This is a genomic window from Prauserella sediminis (assembly GCF_014195435.1).
Taxonomy (GTDB): domain Bacteria; phylum Actinomycetota; class Actinomycetes; order Mycobacteriales; family Pseudonocardiaceae; genus Prauserella; species Prauserella salsuginis.
The window spans coordinates 3,955,301-3,970,501 of the sequence record NZ_JACIBS010000001.1 but is presented as its reverse complement, the minus strand read 5'-3'; the positions used below and the strand labels follow the sequence as shown (position 1 = coordinate 3,970,501).

The window sequence follows — 15,201 nt, the reverse complement described above, 5'->3', positions numbered from 1 at the left end:
CCGATCAACAGAACAATATGACCGCATACCTTCAACTGATGAGGTGAATCTGTCAATATAGATCCATACATGACTCTGATCGTTCACACAGAGCGCTCGTGCTAGAAACAGGACATGCTGGCGGAGACCCTCGACCCCGAAGACCTCGACCTCGTCGCGGCGCTGCAGCTGGCGCCACGGGTGAGCTTGCAGGTGCTCGCGACGACGCTCGGGATCTCGACGGGCACCGTCAGCAGGCGGTTGACGAGACTGCGCGAGCACTACGGGCTCCGCATCGTCGGCCAGATCCCCTGGTGGCTAGACGGCGCCACCCCGCACCACGTGTGGATCTCCACGGCGCCGGGACACGCACGCGAGGTCGCCACGGCCGTCGCGGACCTGCCCGAGGCACAGTTCGTCGCGTCGACCACGGGCCGCGCCGACGTCTACTGCATCCTCCACCCCCGCCGGCGCGCGGACGCCGCGGAGCTGCTGGCCACGACTTTGCCGTCGATCGCAGGCATCCTCACGACACACTCGGAGCTCGGTCTGCACCGGTACGTCTCCGGGTCGCGGTGGCGCCTGCACCGGCTGACACCGCAGCAGGAGGAGACACTCGCCGCGCACCGGCACGGCGCACCGCCCGACGCCCCGGTGCCGATGGACGACGACGAACGTGCCGTCGCCGCGGTACTGCACCGCAACGGCAGAGCGAGTGCCGCCGAGATCGCCCGCGAGCTCGGCAGGAGCGCGTCCACCGCGTATCGCACGACCCAATCGGTGCTCGACCGCGGGCTCGTGCAACCACGTGTCGAGATCGAGCCGGCGTTGCTGGGCTACCCGCTCGAGGCCGTCGTCTCCCTGGCCACGTCACCGGCGTCGATGCGCAGCGTCGCCACCGCCCTGGCAGGCCACGAGTCCGCGCGCTACGTGACCACCGTGGCCGGGACGTCCTCGGTCCTCCACCACGGGCTGTTCCACCACGAGGACGACCTCGCGACGTTCCTGTCCGACGACCTCGGCAGGCACCCCGGCATCACCGGATTCGAGGTGTCGACCGTCCTGTCGGTGCTGATGCGGTACTGGTCCCCGCGGCGCTAGCGGCACAGACCACCGGGCGCCCCGCAGGCCGGCACGCCGGTCAGTAGAGCTCGATGACGAGCTTGTCGGTGAGCGCGCGCGAGACGCACAGTGCCATCTGGTCGCCCGCCGATCGGTCGGCCGCCGACAGGCACCGGTCCCGATGATCCGGGGTGCCTGCCAGCACGCCGGACACGCACGATCCGCAGATCCCTTCCTCGCAGGATTTGAACACCTCGATGCCGTTCTCGCCGAGCACGCTGAGGATCGACTGCCCCGCCGGGATCTCGAACGTCTCCCCCGTGTCCAGTTCCACGGTGAAGGCATCGTCCTCGCCCGCCTCGTCCGCGGCGGCGACGAAGTGTTCGATGTGGACCCGCTGTTCGCCCACCACCGGGGCGCAGGCCGTCACCACCTCGGTCATGAACCCTTCCGGCCCGCACGTGTAGACGTGACTCCCCGGCGTCAGCTCCGGCACCAGATCCGCCAGCACCGCGGGAAACTTGTCCCGCGGGGTACCGAACCGCAGGTGGACCCGGCCCCGGAACTCGGTGACACTCTCGAGGTGGTCGACGAACGCGGCCTCCTCTCTGGAGCGCGCGAAGTAGTGGAGTTCGAACTCCGCTCCCCTGGCGGCCAGTTCGTAGGCCATGCCCAGCAGTGGTGTGACACCGATGCCGCCAGCGACGAGCAGGTGCCGGTCAGCGTCCGGGGCGAGCGTCAGCAGGTTCCGCGGCTGCCCGACCTCCAGGGAGTCGCCTACCGAGACGGTGTGCAGCGCCTGGGAACCACCGCGCGAATCCGGCTCCCGCTTGACGGCGATGTGCAGCGACGATCGGTCACTCGGCCTGCCACACAGCGAGTACTGCCGGGTCAGCCCCGTCGGGCCGACGACGTCGACGTGCGCGCCCGCCTCGTACGCCGGGAACTCCGCGCCGTCGGTCCTGGTCAACCGCAGACTGCGGATGTCGGCCGTCTCGTCGACGACGTCCGCCACTCGTACGGGGATCCTGTGCATCGCCATGCTCACTTCCGTTCCCGCCCTCCGGGCATCAGCGCAGATACAGACCACCGTTGACGTCCCAACACGCTCCGGTCACCGAGGCGGCCCCCGGAGACGCGAGCAGGGCGACCGTGTCGCCGATGAACGCCGGATCACCGAGCCGGCCCACCGGGATCGCCGACGCGAACGACTCGAGGTTCTCCTCACCGACGATCGACCGCACCATCGGGCTGTCCTGCGGTCCCGGCGACACCGCGTTGACGGTCACGCCGCGGGGAGCGAGTTCGCGGGCGAACACCTTGGTCGCCGACAGGATGGCGCCCTTGGACGAGGCGTAATGACCCCCGGTGGCCGTCCCGCCGTTCTGACCGGCCAGCGATGCCATGTTCACGATGCGGCCGTATCCCTGTTCGGCGAAGTGCGCCCCGAAGATCTGGCACGCCTGGAACGTTCCCGCGACGTTGACCGCCAGGACGTCGTCGAGTTCCTCGGCGGTGATCTCGAGCAACGGCGTCGCCCGGGTGCGCGCCGCATTGTTCACGAGCACGTGCGCGCCGCCGAAGTCCGCGAGCACCCGAGAGAGCAGGTCCTCCAACGCGGCCCGGCCCCGTACGTCCACGCCGTACCCCTTCGCCGTGTGCCCGGAGCGGTCGAGCTGTCCCGCCACCGCATCGGCGGCGTAGCCGTCCACGTCGGCGATCGCGACGCGGTATCCGTGTTCGTGCAGCCGACGCGCGATCGCCTCGCCGAGTCCCGCTCCACCGCCGGTCACGACCGCGGTCTGTGCCGCGCTCACAGCAGGAACCCCGCCGCGGGCACCGCGTCCTCGCTGTCGACCAGCCGGACGATCTTCAGCGCGATCCGGTCACCGGCCGGGCCGTCGGCGGCCAGGCGGACCCGGTGCGTCAGGTCGGCGGCCCAGATGTCGTGCCGCCGTCGCTTGTAGGCGATCAGCACCTGCGCCGAGCGCAGCACCACCTCGGTGTCCGATACCGACTCCGGCACGAATCGCGACACCGTGCGTACCGTGCGGGCGGCGTCGACCGCGGCGATGGCGTAGCCCTCGGTCATCCGCCCCACCCGCAGCTCCCGCATACGGGCGTCGTCGTAGACCATGTTGAGCGTGTTCTCGAAATCGTCGGTGTCCGGATCGATCGGCACCACGTAGAACCCGTCGCCGGTGAACAGCTCGTTCCACCCGACGTAGTCGGCGCGGTCGAGCAGCTCGGCCTCGCGCCACACGAGGTCGATCGCCCTGGCGACCCTCGCGTCGGTCGTGCTCACCGGCTCGGCCACGGCCGGCGCTGTGGTGGCTTCAGTCATCGCGCATCATCCGCTTCCACTGGTTGTACGCCGCGCGCATGCCGGTCTCGTCGGTCACGTGCGACGTCGGCCATCCCTCTGCACTCGTCTTCTCCCGCGCGCTGCCGCGGTTGACCAGGATCGGCATCGCCGGTTCGGCCCGCGCGCCACGCTGAACCCGGTCCCAGCCTTCGGCGTCGTCCGGCGTGCCGAACCCGAACGGCCCCTGGAAGTGTTCGTGGATCCGCAGTCGCTCACGGTTCAGCGGGTCCAGTTCGGACGGTCCGTCGGGGCCGATCGCGATGTGCTCGATCACCGTCTCGTCGACCGCGACGGGCCGCAGCACCCGGAAGAACGCGGACGACATCGCCACGTTCGGGAACAGGTTGAGGTTGAATCCGGTGCCGTGCATCGCACGCAGCAGTCGGCGTACCTCCGTATCGGAGAAGGATTTCGACAGTTCCGCCGCGAGGTCGTCGAACCTGCCCTGCAACGGCTCGCTGCCGTCGTCGACGTCGAGGTCGGCGTGTTCCGGCACCATCTGCATGACACTGTGGCCTTTACCAAGGTCGTGGGTGATCGCATCGGGGTCGGTCATGAACGACATCATGTCCGCCGTTTCGGCATCGACCGACGCCATCCAGGACCGGTGCACGATCGGGAAGTGGTAACCGTCCGTCGTGTTCTCGAGCTGGATCTTCCAGTTCCCCTTGAATCGGAACTGGTGCTTGCCGAGAACCTTGATCGGGTAACCGCCACCCTGCTTCATGAATCGGTCGATCCACAGCTTCGCGTCGCCGAGGAAGTCGGCGAGCGGCTCGACGTCCTCCGCGAAGGTCGCGAAGACCATGCCGCCGTAGCTCTCGGTGCGCAGCTTCCGCAGCGACAGGTCACGCTTCTCGACGACGCCTTCGTAGCCGTCGGGGTACGGAATGCCGCGCAGTGTGCCGTCGAGGCCGTACGACCACGCGTGATACGGGCAGGTGAACCCGTTCGCACGGCCCTGCGGCTTCTCGCACACGCTCGCGCCGCGGTGGCGGCACCGGTTGAGCATCGTGTGCAGGTTGTTCTTGCGGTCACGGGTGACGATCACCGGCTGCCTGCCGACGTAGGTCGACTTGAAGCTCCCCGGCGTCGCCAGTTCGCTCTCGTGGGCGACCCACACCCACGTGGTTTCGAAGATGGCCGCCATCTCGCGTTCGAAGATGTCGGGATCGGTGTAGAGCCGGCCGGCCACGCGGTCCGCTGCCACCAGGTCCGCGGGCGCTGTGTCATCGATGTACTGGTTCATCCGGGCTTCTCCGTAATGTCATTCGGGGAGCGTGACGTCGTCGCGGACCGTGAGCGCACGGCCCATCCGCGCCTCGACCTTGGCGAACCGCCAGAGTTTCGCGTCGCCGTCGCCGACCGGGGTCGTGCGGAACAGGTTGCAGGCGGCCTTGACCGTGTCCTGGGAGTCGACGTCGGCCAGGATGTAGCAGGTCCACGGCCAGCCGTCCGACGGACCGACCAGGTGCGAGTCGTCGTCCATATCACCGATGAAATCGACGCCCGGCATCTCCTTGATACCGTCCATCATGGACACGAACGCTTTCCAGACGTCGCCGGGCGCGATGCCGCCGGAGGGAAGATCGAAGAAGTTCTGGTTGATTCCGATGCAGAAGAGCACGCGAAGCGGTTGTGCGGTCACGCCGGCCTCCTTGCCGTCACGGGGTTCACGGTGTCGCTGACGGACGTCGCGGCACCTGTCACTGAAAACCGGGAGTCGTGGGGTCCAGCCCCATCAGGACCGCCCCGGCGGAGTCGTACATGGCGGGGCCGAGGAACGCGTGCTGCTTCGGCACGAGCGCGTCACCGAGCAGTCGCTGCAGCGGGTGGCTCCGGTTGATCGGTGCCGTTCCGGAGATCTCCACGAGGTCACCGACGACATCAGAGGCGGTCTTCGCCAGGTGCGCCGAGGCCAGCCGCAGGTGGGCGTTCTGCTCGTCGGTGGCCGGGTCGCCTGCCACGACCGTTTCCCACACCTCGTGGCTGAGGTCGTAGAACCACGCCCTCGCCGAGCGCAGTTCCGCCTCGGCCGAGGCGACCCGGGTCCGGTAGTGCGGCCGGTCGGCGAGTTTCGGGGCTCCGGTCACCCCGGCATAGCCGCCGCCGACCTGTTCGGCGTGATCGAGCGCGGCCCGTGCGACGCCCGAGCCGACGACGGCCAGCACCTGCGCGGCGTATGCGATGACCGGATACCGGTAGAGCGGTTCGTCCACAGTGGCCTCGCCGCCGCGGATGAAGGTCCACTCGCGCGGCACCTCGGTGTCGCGGACGACCAGATCGAACGATCCGGTACCCCGCATCCCGACGACGTCCCATTCCTGCACGATCTCGACCTGATCGGGGCTGAGCAGTGCCGTGCGCGGCTTGCCCCCAGTCGACGAGTCCCCGGGGATACCGACCCCGAGGATGTCGGCGCCCATGCAGCCGCTGGCGAACTTCCACCGCCCGTCCACGCGGAATCCGCTGTCGGTGGCCTCGGCAGGCTGAATCGGGAACAGGCCGGCGGCGAACGTCACGTCGGGGCCGTTGCGGTAGAGCTCGGCCTGGGTTTCGACCGGCAACGCCGCGAGATAGATCAGCGCGGAACCGAAGCTGGCGACCCAGCCGGTCGATCCGTCCACGGCGGAGATCCGTTCGATCCGGTCCAGGAATTCGGCGGGCGGCAACGGCCGCCCGCCGAATTTCGCGGGCGTGGACGCGCGATAGATCCCGACTTGTTTGAGGCGCTCGACGAAATCCTTCGGGACGTATCGCTGCTCGTCGAACTCGGTTCTCCGGTCCTCGAGTTCCGCCAGCACGTCGTCGAAGGTGACGGCGTCGTCGCCGCGTCCCCGCGTTTCCACGGATTCGCGTACCCGCGTCTGCACCATTGCTCCTCCTCGTTCGACCGACTTCGACGCTACGAAGCCGCAACGGGACGCGGTATTGGGTATTGCCGATGCCGGCCTAGGGGATTTCTTCAGCCCCGCTCCCCGCGGCCGGCGTTCTACCCTGACCGAATGCACGTCGATCCCCAGGCACCCGAGATCACGGCGAACGACTTCGTCGCGATGATGCGAGCCACGAAACTCTGCGTCCTGATCCACGACGCCGACACCAAGAACATCCTGTGGGCGAATCCGGCCGCGTGCGAGATGCTCGGCTGGAGCGTCACCGAGCTTCGCCCACTCAAGGCCAACCACATGAGCAGCTCGGCCCAGCAGTACGACCGCGTGATCGGCAGGGCGTGGCTGCAGGAGGCCGTCGACAAGGGCGCCAGCAGGATCGAGTGGCACTACCGCTCCAAGAGTGGCCGGGTGATCCCCACCGACGCGGTCGCCGTCCGGGTGGAACTGGACCGGGGCACCGCCGTGATGGTGCAGTTCCGCGACATCGAGCGGGAACAGCAGATCGAACGGGAACTGCGGCTGACGACGTCCTACATCGACGCGCTCGCCCGGCACACGTCGACGATCGCGCTCATGCTGGACTCGGCCGGAACACTGCGTTTCGCCACGGACACCGCCGTGGCACGCATCGGCGCGACCCCGAACGAGCCGCTGGGCCCGCTCACCGACTACGGCAGGCTGTGGCTGGAGGGACGTACGGTCACGTGGGACGAGGCCCTGGCGCGGGCGAACCCGTCGACCGCCATCCAGCTCGAGGTCGCGCACGACGACGGCACGTCGGTGTGGCTCGAGGGAAGCCTCGAATCCGTTCAGGACGCCGGCGACCACGCACTGCTGATGATCCTGCACGACGTCTCCGACCGGGTTCAGGGCGAGGTGCGACGTGAGCGCGAGCTCCACCGCGAGAACTACCTGGCGCGGTACAACGCGATGGGCGACATGGCGATGGCGATCGCCCACGAGCTGGGCCAGCCGCTCGCGGCCGCAGGAAACTTTCTCGCAGGTGTCCGAGCTCGCAGTCGGTCGCTGGCCGAGGCGGGAACGGTCCCGCCCGAGGCCGCATCCCAGCTGTCGTTCGGTGTCGACAGAGCGGTCGGGCAGATCGAACGCGCCAGCACGATCGTCGACGCGGTGCGTGAGTTCGTCGGCCACCTGGAGCAGGTGGACCAGGTCGTGGACCTGGGCGACGTGCTCGACCAGTGTCTCCACTTCGTCCGGCTTCGCGCGGTGCCCGCCGGCGTGACAGTCACGGTGCACCCTCATCCCGAACCGGTGCTGGTGCGCTGCGAACGCGTCCTCACGGGCCAGGTGCTCCTCAACTTCTGCGTCAACGCGATCGACGAGATGACCTCGTGCCAGCAGCAACGGCGAGAGCTCACGATCACGACCCGTCTCGACGACGGCTTCGGCGTCCTCACGGTCGACGACCGGGGCCGCGGGCTGCAGCACGATCCGTTCGAGGAGTCGTTCACGTCCAAGGCGCACGGCAGTGGCATCGGCCTGGCACTCAGCTATCGCGTCATCACCCGGCAGCACGGCCGGATCTGGGCCGAGCCGCGGGACGAGGGCGGATCGCGATTCGGCTTCGCGCTGCCGCTCGCCGACGACGAGGAGTAGGGGAAACCCTCAACGGGCCCGGTGTAAGTCTCGATATCGACACCGTGACCGGAGTCGTAACGTCGCAGCAGGAACCAGACAACGGCGCCCCGGCCCACGCGCTCGTCGCAGGAGGATTCGTGTCAGAGCTGTCGAATGCCCAGCGTGAGTTCCGCTCCGCAATGGCGAAACTGCCCGCGGCGGTGAACGTGATCACCACGGACGGCGCCCTCGGCCCCGCCGGGATGACGGTCAGCGCGACCTGCTCGGTGACCGATACACCTCCCACGATGCTGGTGTGTGTGAACCGCTCGAGCCGCTCGCACGACATCTTCACGGCCAACGGAAGGGTCGCCGTGAACGTGCTCGGCGCGGACCAGGACGAACTCGCGCTCCACTTCGCCGGTGCGACGAAGGTTCCGACCGCCGAACGGTTCGCCGAAGGGTCCTGGGACTTCACCACCCACGGCGTTCCCGTGCTGCAGGACGCGCTGGTCGCGGTCGTCGGCCGGATCGTGACCGACCGCACCCTCGGCTCGCATTCGGTGCTGTTCGTCGAGGTCGACGCCGTCCACACACACGCAGACACCGGAGCGCTGGTCTATTTCCAACGCCGGTTCCACAGTCTTGCCACGCCGTCGCTGAGCGCGTAGGCACTGGCGCGTGAGCATTCATGCGAAGGAGGGTCTGGTGACCGAGCGGGACGACGAAGGTATTCGGATGACGCTTACCTGCTACAACGACACGCACGGATACGGCTGGCGGCACGTCGACCTCTTCGAGCACGACCGCGACGGCAGGGAGCGGAGCTGGGTGCACTGGCAGGTTCCCGAGGACGGGCCCGAGGCTGCCGACGCCGTGACCGCAGCGGTGGAGCCGCTGCTGCGGCGTACCTCGGAATGGCGGCACGGGGTGAGCGCGAGCGGCATGGACTTCTGGGTCGCCGACGCGGCATGGGGCCAGCCGTGACCGGCCCGGCGACGCCCCGCGAGCCGTGGTCGCTGCGCGAGCTGCACCGCGACCTCCGCGACGGGCGGACCACCCCTGCCGACGCGCTCGCCCGCTCGCGTGCGGCCGTCTCCGACACCGAACCCGAGGTGCGTGCCTGGGTGGCGCACGCTCCGGAATCCGAGCCCCGCGACACCGGGCCGCTGGGCGGCGTTCCGCTCGGCGTGAAGGACATCATCGACGTGGCTGGATTCCCGACGAAATGCGGTACATCGCTGCGGGAGGACGCCGCACCGGCCAACAGGGACGCCGCGATCGTCACGTCGTGGCGACGGGCGGGCGCGATTCCGGTCGGCAAGACGGTCACCACGGAGTTCGCCTACTTCTCGCCCGGTCCCACCCGGAACCCGCGGGATCCCGGCCGCACTCCCGGCGGTTCGTCGAGCGGCTCGGCCGCAGCCGTGGCCTCGGGACACGTCCCCCTGGCGCTGGGCACCCAGACCGCAGGGTCGGTGACCCGGCCCGCGTCCTTCTGCGGCGTGGCGTCACTGGTCATGACCCATGACCGGATCGCCATGGACGGCACCGCCGGGTTGAGCCCGAGCCTCGACAGCCACGGCGTGTACGCCGCAGGAGTCACCGATCTCGCGCTGGCCTGGTCGGCGTTCACCGGCGAGGTGGATGCCGGCGCGACGGCACCCCGTCCACCGCGACTGCTGCTGTGGACCGCGAAACCGCTCGGTGTCGTCGAGGACGGGATGCGCGAGGCGATCGACGGCACGGCCCGCCGGTTGGCCGAGGCCGGGGCGGTCGTCGACGCGTTTCCGGAGGAGGATCTCGTCGCGGAGGCGGTCGCGGCCCAGAAGGTCGTGATGGCCTACGAGGCCGCCCGGGAACGTGCTGCGGAACTGGCCGTGGCGTCCTGCATAAGCGAGCAGCTCGCGACGCTGTTGCGGTCCGGGGACGCGATGCCGGACACCGAGTACGACGCTGCTCGGGACCGGCTCGCCGAGATCGGCGCTGCGCTGACCCGCTTGTCGGAGTCCTACGACGCCATCGTGGGTCCCGCCGCGCCCGGCCCGGCTCCGATGGGCCTGTCGGCCACGGGCGACCCGGTGCTGAGCAGGCCGTGGCAGGCGCTCGGCCTGCCCGTGGTCACCGTGCCGGGCGCCGCCGACGCCGCCGGGTTGCCGCTCGGCGTTCAGCTCGTCGGACGGGCGCGGGACGAACAGTCGCTGCTGGCCGCGGGCTGCTGGGCCGAACGCGCCGTCAGCGGCCAGGTGTGACGCCGGCACCGAGGCTCGGTCGCCGTCACCGGGCCTCGGTCGCACCGGCACCGTGGCACGGTCCTGCCTCACCGGTGAGGAAGACACGGCGATGCGACGGCGATGCGACCGCCGCCGTCGCATCGCCGTCGCCGTCCGATCACGACGGCACCGCCAGCGTCGAACGGCAGCTCTCCGGACCGCCCTTCGAACGCAGCTCTCCGAACGCAGCTCTTCGGACGCCCAGCCGCGCCGGAACGTTCAGACCGATACCCGGTGCAGCAGGATGTCCCGCACCAGCGCGCCGAGCGTCTCCGACTCGGTCTTGGACTTGATGCGGGCACGGTGGACGTCGACCGTCTTCACGCTCATCCCCAGCTGCTTGGCGATGAGCTGACTGGACAGGCCCTCGATGACCAGCCGGAGCACTTCCCGTTCACGTTGGGTGAGAGTGTCGATCCGCTGCGTGATATCCCGGCGTCCCGCGTGCTCGGCGAACCGCTCCTTGGCCTCGTGCAGGTGCTTCTGGACGACCTCGAGCATCCGCTGTGTCTGGTAGGGCTTCTCCAGGAAGTCGACCGCTCCCTGTTTGAGCGCTCGCACCGACATGGGAATGTCGCCGTGCGCCGAACAGAAGATCACCGGTGCCGGGTAGTCGGCGGCAAGCAGCCGCTCCTGTAGTTGGAATCCGCTGATCTCCGGCATGCGGATGTCGACGATGACGACCGCGGGCTCGTCGGCGTCGAACTCGTCGAGGAACGACGTCGCGTCCGGATAGCTCAGCGCCTGGATCCCCACGCTCTCGAACAGGAAGACCAGTGACTGCCGCAGATCCTCGTCGTCGTCCACGATGTGCACGACCGGGTCCGGGCCGGACGATTCGGTCGATGTCATCGGGTTGTCCCTCCGGGGGTCGTGGCGGCTCCGGCTGCGGCGCCTCCTACGGCTTCATCAGCACCGAGGCCGCAGGGTAATCACTCGCCCAGTCCTCGCCCAGCGGCGCGACGAACACGTTCTCGGTGCGGGTCCTGCTGATCCTCCACGATCCGCCTTCCTTCCGGAAGGAGTTGTTCAGGCGGCTCGACCGCAGCAGGCCCGTCCCGTCGGAGAACAGCCACGGCTGCATGTGGATCCACTGGCCGGTCGCGGTGTCGCGGTCGACCCGGATCTGTTCCGACGTCAGGTAGTGGGCGTTGAGCACGAGCGCCGGGGTGCGCTCTGCTGCCCAGAACCGCTCGAAGTGTGCACGGATCGCGGCCGCGCCTTCTGCCTTGCCGAACTGGTTGTCGTAATACTCACCGACGCCCTCCCACACCGCGTCGTCGGTGTAGAGCTCCATGATGAGGTCGATGCGGTGCTGATCGTCCCGGACTCCGAACTCGGGATTCGGGGTGTCGCACAGGAACATGTAGCGCGCCTGCAGTCGGCGGATGTCGGCCTCGGCCTCCAGCGCCTCGATCCGTGAGACGAGCGCGTCGATCGTCCTGTCGTCACTCATCGGTCGTATCTCTCCTTCATCGCTGGGCTGTACGGCCGGTCCGGTCATCGCGTGCCCGCGGGGTCGCCTTCGTCCTCGACGCTGCCGCGCCCGGTGACCGCTTTCGTCCGGAGCATGCGGAACACCGCACGATCGCGTTCGGCAGCCACACCGCGGGACGGCGCCGCCACCGCCACGGCGATCGACACGAGCAGGCTCAGCGGCACCGTCACCAGTGCGGGGTTGCTGAAGCCCAGGACCGCGGACGAGCCGAGTACGGCGGGACTGAGCAGGATGATCCCCATCGAGCTCACGAGTCCCACCGCCATGCCCCACAGGACGGCCCGTGCTGTCATCCGGCGCCAGTAGATCGTGAGCAGCAGGGCGGGCAGGTTGGCGCTCGCGGCGACGGCGAACGCGAGCGAGGCGAGGAAGGCGACGTTCTGATCCACGGCGGCCAGCGCCAGCAGAACGCCGACCGCACAGGTCGCCAGCGTCGCGATCCGTGCGGACACCAACTGTGCCCGCGGAGTCACCGAGCCACGTTTGATCACCTGGGCGTACAGGTCGTGGGCGATGGCACCGGACGCCGCGATGACGAGTCCGGACAGCACCGCGAGGATGGTCACGAAGGCCACCGCGGACACGAGCGCGAGCAGCGCCCCTCCCCCGACGGTCTCGGCCAGCTGCGCGACCGCGAGGTTGCCCGCGGGATTCTGTGCCGTGATCGCGTCCCGCCCCACGATCAGGGAGGCGCCGTAGCCGATCACCGGGATCATCAGATAGAACGCGGTGAACACCCAGATCGCGGTGATCGCCGACGACCGTGCCGCGCGCGCGTCGGGGACGGTGAAGAAACGGATCATGACGTGCGGCAGGCCCAGCACTCCGAGCACGAGACCGAACACCTGGGACAGCTGGTCGAAACCGGCCAGCGGGGACTCCCGGCCCGGTGCGACGGCCTCCGCCCCGAACGTCTCGAACGCGTCCTGGAACACGCCCAACGGATTGCCGCCGTAGCGGACGAGCACGAGCACGAACAGGGTGACCGCACAGGCCAGCATCAGTGTGGTTTTGACGATCTGGATCCAGCTCGTGGCCAACATCCCACCGAGCATGGTGTAGACCGTCGTCAGGCCGCCGATCACCAGTACGGCCACCGTGTAGTCGACCCCGAACAGCAGCCGCACGAGCAGAGCCGCGCCGACGAACTGCGCCACGAGATAGAGGGTGCTGATGATCAGCGTGCTGCCCGCCATCACGGCGCGCACGCTGCGGCCATCGAACCGGGTGGCCAGCACATCCGCGAGGGTGAACCGCCCCAGGTTGCGGAGCGGTTCGGCCACCAGCAACAGCGCGAGCACGTACGCCACCGGCACGAACACCGCGAGGTAGAACCCGCTGAAGCCGGACAGGGCGATGGCTCCGGTCACGCCGAGGAACGACGCCGCGGACACGTAGTCGCCGGCGATGGCCAGGCCATTCTGCTTGCCGGTGAGCTGGCCATCGGCGACGAAATGGTCGGCGGCCGACTTGCCCCGCCGCGCCGCGACGTAGGTGATGACCAGCGTGAGCCCGACCAGGACGCTGAACACGATCGCGGAATAGATGTTCATGACCGCTCCTTCCAGGCCTGCTCCGACGCCCGGTCGAGTTCCCTGGCACGCACCGAGTACCGGGCCGCGGCGAAGAGTGCGACGGGGAACTGCACGAACGCGTAGATCCACGCCCACGTGATGCCGCTACCGACCACGCCGTCCAGCACATCGGTGAACTGCCCGAGAATGGGCAGTGGGAAGAAGAACAAGCACGTCAGTGCGGAAAGCTTTCCGACGAGCCGCGTCCGTTTCCGGACCAGGTCGTCGAAAACATTCCATTCCGTTTCGGCCGGCTCGGGTCCTGGCACGCCGGGATCGTCGTGCGGCATATCCGCGCCCCTTCTGTCAGCGGTCGAGAGCCTCGGCCGTCGACCGGTACTGCGAAGCCTGGCAACATAAACCACCAGCTCATCGCCTGAGCCCTCACGGACACAGCCGGTTCGGGTACTCGCAGAGGCTACGAACCCGCATTCCGTGCCGACAATGAGCGTTACTCCCCTTCGGGATCGGAGAAATCCCGCTCACCACTAAAGAAATTCCCGATACCGCCGGGAGGCGTCGTGTGTTGTTACGCGCGGGCGGTGACGGTGCCACCGACCAGTGACCGCGATCAGCGACGGCGGTGTGTCGGTGTCGGGACGGCGGATTCCGGCGGCGCACGCGGGGCCGCACGGTCGGCCCTGTCGGGCGGGTGCGGTCAGCCGACAACGCGGAAGCCGAGGTTCCCGCTGGTGCTGTCCGGCGTGTTCTTGGTCCGCGCGGCGACCCGGTACCGGTTGCAGTAACTGTGGTGACACAGGTACGAACCGCCACGCAGCACCTTCGCGGAACCGTCGGCCGGTCCCGCAGGATTCGCGACCGGCGCCGCGGTGTGGTCGGTGGACCACCAGTCCCCGCACCATTCCCACACGTTGCCGGCCACGTTGTACAACCCGTGGCCGTTCGGCTCGAACGCGTCCACGGGCGCGGTCCCCCGGTACCCGTCCTCGACCGTGTTCTTCGCCGGGAACGCGCCCTGCCAGATGTTGCAGCGGTGGACACCGCCCGGAGTCAGCTCGTCACCCCACGCGTAGCGCCGCTGAGCCAGGCCCCCGCGTGCCGCATACTCCCATTCGGCCTCGGTGGGCAGTCGCGTTCCCGCCCACCCGCAGTAGGCCACGGCGTCGTGCCACGACACGTGCACCACCGGATGGTCCTCCCGGCCTGCGGTCGAGCTTCCCTCTCCCTCCGGACGCGCCCAGTACGCCCCTTCGACACCGCACCACCACGGCGCACCGTCCGGCCGCGGCGCGCCCTTGCGCAGTCCGGCAGGTAGGAACGCGGCGAAAACGTAGGACCACCCGAAGCGCTCGGCGTCCGTGCGATACCCGGTGTCGGCCACGAACGCACCGAACTCGGCGTTGGTGACGGCGTACCTGGCGATACGGAAGGCGTCCACGGCCACCGGGCGCACCGGGCCCTCACCGTCGTCGGGAAACCCCTCCGTGTCGTCGGTTCCCATGAGGAACTCACCGCCGTCCAACGACACCATCCCGTCGAGTGCGGCACTGCACGGTCCGCCCGCCCGGACCGGCGGCGCATCGGCGGCTCCGGTACCCGACCCGGTTCCACGCGAAGGCGCGCAGCAGCTCGTCACCCCTGTCGGGACCCCTTCGCCGTTCACCGGACCACCCGCTCACAGCTCGACGGCGAGGGCCCGCAGCTCCCGACAGCTCGCCGGCGCCGCAGGCCCCATCTCCCGGCCCGGCCCCGACTGCCTGAACCCGCCGAACGGCGCGTCGAACGCGTGCCGGCGCCGTTCACACTCACCCGGCCGGACCCGGCCGGCCGCAGCTCAAGCCCGTTATCAGCGGCGGGCAGATCTGCGCGGTACCGCACCACATTCGGCAATGCGACACCGCCGGTGCAGGTGCGCCGTGCACCCGTCTCGGACGACGCGGTGTCGGCGACGACATCGACGTCGGCCTCGAGATACTCGGCGGCCATTCGAGGGAAGGTCGCCCGAACGGCCCTTGAC

The 15,201-nt window shown here is 68.9% G+C and carries 16 protein-coding genes; 5 read left to right on the top strand and 11 right to left on the bottom strand.

All coding sequences use genetic code 11. The features are described from left to right. The first annotated feature begins 114 nt into the window (after positions 1-114). Entirely contained in the window at positions 115-1,080 is a 966-nt protein-coding gene (locus FB384_RS18025) for an Lrp/AsnC family transcriptional regulator (RefSeq protein ID WP_228726060.1), read from the top strand. A 40-nt stretch (positions 1,081-1,120) separates the two neighbouring features. On the opposite strand, the gene FB384_RS18020 is transcribed toward FB384_RS18025, so the two are convergent. From FB384_RS18020 to FB384_RS17995, 6 genes are read right to left on the bottom strand one after another with little or no spacing between them, the layout of a single operon-like run. Beyond that, on the bottom strand, positions 1,121-2,083 hold the full coding sequence (locus FB384_RS18020; protein WP_307876978.1) for a PDR/VanB family oxidoreductase: 963 nt from the start codon (positions 2,081-2,083) through the stop codon (positions 1,121-1,123). Between the two features lie 28 nt (positions 2,084-2,111). Continuing rightward, positions 2,112-2,858, bottom strand: a complete 747-nt coding sequence (locus FB384_RS18015) for an SDR family NAD(P)-dependent oxidoreductase (RefSeq protein ID WP_183784616.1) — start codon at positions 2,856-2,858, stop codon at positions 2,112-2,114. Then, on the bottom strand, positions 2,855-3,385 hold the full coding sequence (locus FB384_RS18010) for an aromatic-ring-hydroxylating dioxygenase subunit beta (RefSeq protein WP_183784614.1): 531 nt from the start codon (positions 3,383-3,385) through the stop codon (positions 2,855-2,857). The genes FB384_RS18015 and FB384_RS18010 overlap by 4 nt, the downstream gene beginning before the upstream one ends. Then, positions 3,378-4,655 (bottom strand): aromatic ring-hydroxylating oxygenase subunit alpha, encoded by a 1,278-nt coding sequence (locus FB384_RS18005; protein ID WP_183784612.1) that lies wholly within the window; start codon positions 4,653-4,655, stop codon positions 3,378-3,380. The genes FB384_RS18010 and FB384_RS18005 overlap by 8 nt, the downstream gene beginning before the upstream one ends. Before the next feature lie 18 nt (positions 4,656-4,673). Further along, positions 4,674-5,054, bottom strand: coding sequence for a hypothetical protein (locus FB384_RS18000; RefSeq protein WP_183784610.1), 381 nt, complete (start codon positions 5,052-5,054; stop codon positions 4,674-4,676). Between the two features lie 58 nt (positions 5,055-5,112). Beyond that, entirely contained in the window at positions 5,113-6,282 is a 1,170-nt protein-coding gene (locus FB384_RS17995; RefSeq protein ID WP_183784609.1) for an acyl-CoA dehydrogenase family protein, read from the bottom strand. A 129-nt stretch (positions 6,283-6,411) separates the two neighbouring features. Here FB384_RS17995 and FB384_RS17990 point away from each other — a divergent pair, with 129 nt between their 5' ends. From FB384_RS17990 to FB384_RS17975, 4 genes are all read left to right on the top strand, one after another. Next, a complete protein-coding gene (locus FB384_RS17990) occupies positions 6,412-7,917 on the top strand; it encodes a PAS domain-containing sensor histidine kinase (RefSeq protein WP_183784607.1) in 1,506 nt (501 codons plus the stop codon). A 119-nt stretch (positions 7,918-8,036) separates the two neighbouring features. Continuing rightward, the gene (locus FB384_RS17985; RefSeq protein WP_183784605.1) at positions 8,037-8,549 is read left to right on the top strand and encodes a flavin reductase; all 513 of its coding nucleotides are present in this window, start codon (positions 8,037-8,039) and stop codon (positions 8,547-8,549) included. A 10-nt stretch (positions 8,550-8,559) separates the two neighbouring features. Further along, positions 8,560-8,865: a hypothetical protein gene (locus tag FB384_RS17980; RefSeq protein WP_258937739.1), complete on the top strand. Its 306-nt coding sequence runs from the start codon at positions 8,560-8,562 to the stop codon at positions 8,863-8,865. Then, on the top strand, positions 8,862-10,130 hold the full coding sequence (locus FB384_RS17975; protein ID WP_323985270.1) for an amidase: 1,269 nt from the start codon (positions 8,862-8,864) through the stop codon (positions 10,128-10,130). The genes FB384_RS17980 and FB384_RS17975 overlap by 4 nt, the downstream gene beginning before the upstream one ends. Before the next feature lie 240 nt (positions 10,131-10,370). On the opposite strand, the gene FB384_RS17970 is transcribed toward FB384_RS17975, so the two are convergent. From FB384_RS17970 to FB384_RS17950, 5 genes are all read right to left on the bottom strand, one after another. Then, positions 10,371-11,003 carry a response regulator transcription factor gene (locus FB384_RS17970; RefSeq protein WP_183784602.1) on the bottom strand — a complete coding sequence of 211 codons (633 nt, stop codon included), beginning with the start codon at positions 11,001-11,003 and terminating at the stop codon, positions 10,371-10,373. Positions 11,004-11,049: 46 nt separating this feature from the next. After that, entirely contained in the window at positions 11,050-11,607 is a 558-nt protein-coding gene (locus FB384_RS17965; protein ID WP_183784600.1) for a nuclear transport factor 2 family protein, read from the bottom strand. A gap of 44 nt (positions 11,608-11,651) precedes the next feature. After that, positions 11,652-13,202, bottom strand: coding sequence for a solute symporter family protein (locus FB384_RS17960; RefSeq protein ID WP_183784598.1), 1,551 nt, complete (start codon positions 13,200-13,202; stop codon positions 11,652-11,654). Then, entirely contained in the window at positions 13,199-13,492 is a 294-nt protein-coding gene (locus FB384_RS17955) for a DUF485 domain-containing protein (protein ID WP_221212782.1), read from the bottom strand. Before FB384_RS17955 ends, FB384_RS17960 begins: the two co-directional genes overlap by 4 nt. Before the next feature lie 389 nt (positions 13,493-13,881). Further along, positions 13,882-14,820 carry a formylglycine-generating enzyme family protein gene (locus FB384_RS17950; RefSeq protein ID WP_456319894.1) on the bottom strand — a complete coding sequence of 313 codons (939 nt, stop codon included), beginning with the start codon at positions 14,818-14,820 and terminating at the stop codon, positions 13,882-13,884. Positions 14,821-15,201 lie beyond the last annotated feature (381 nt).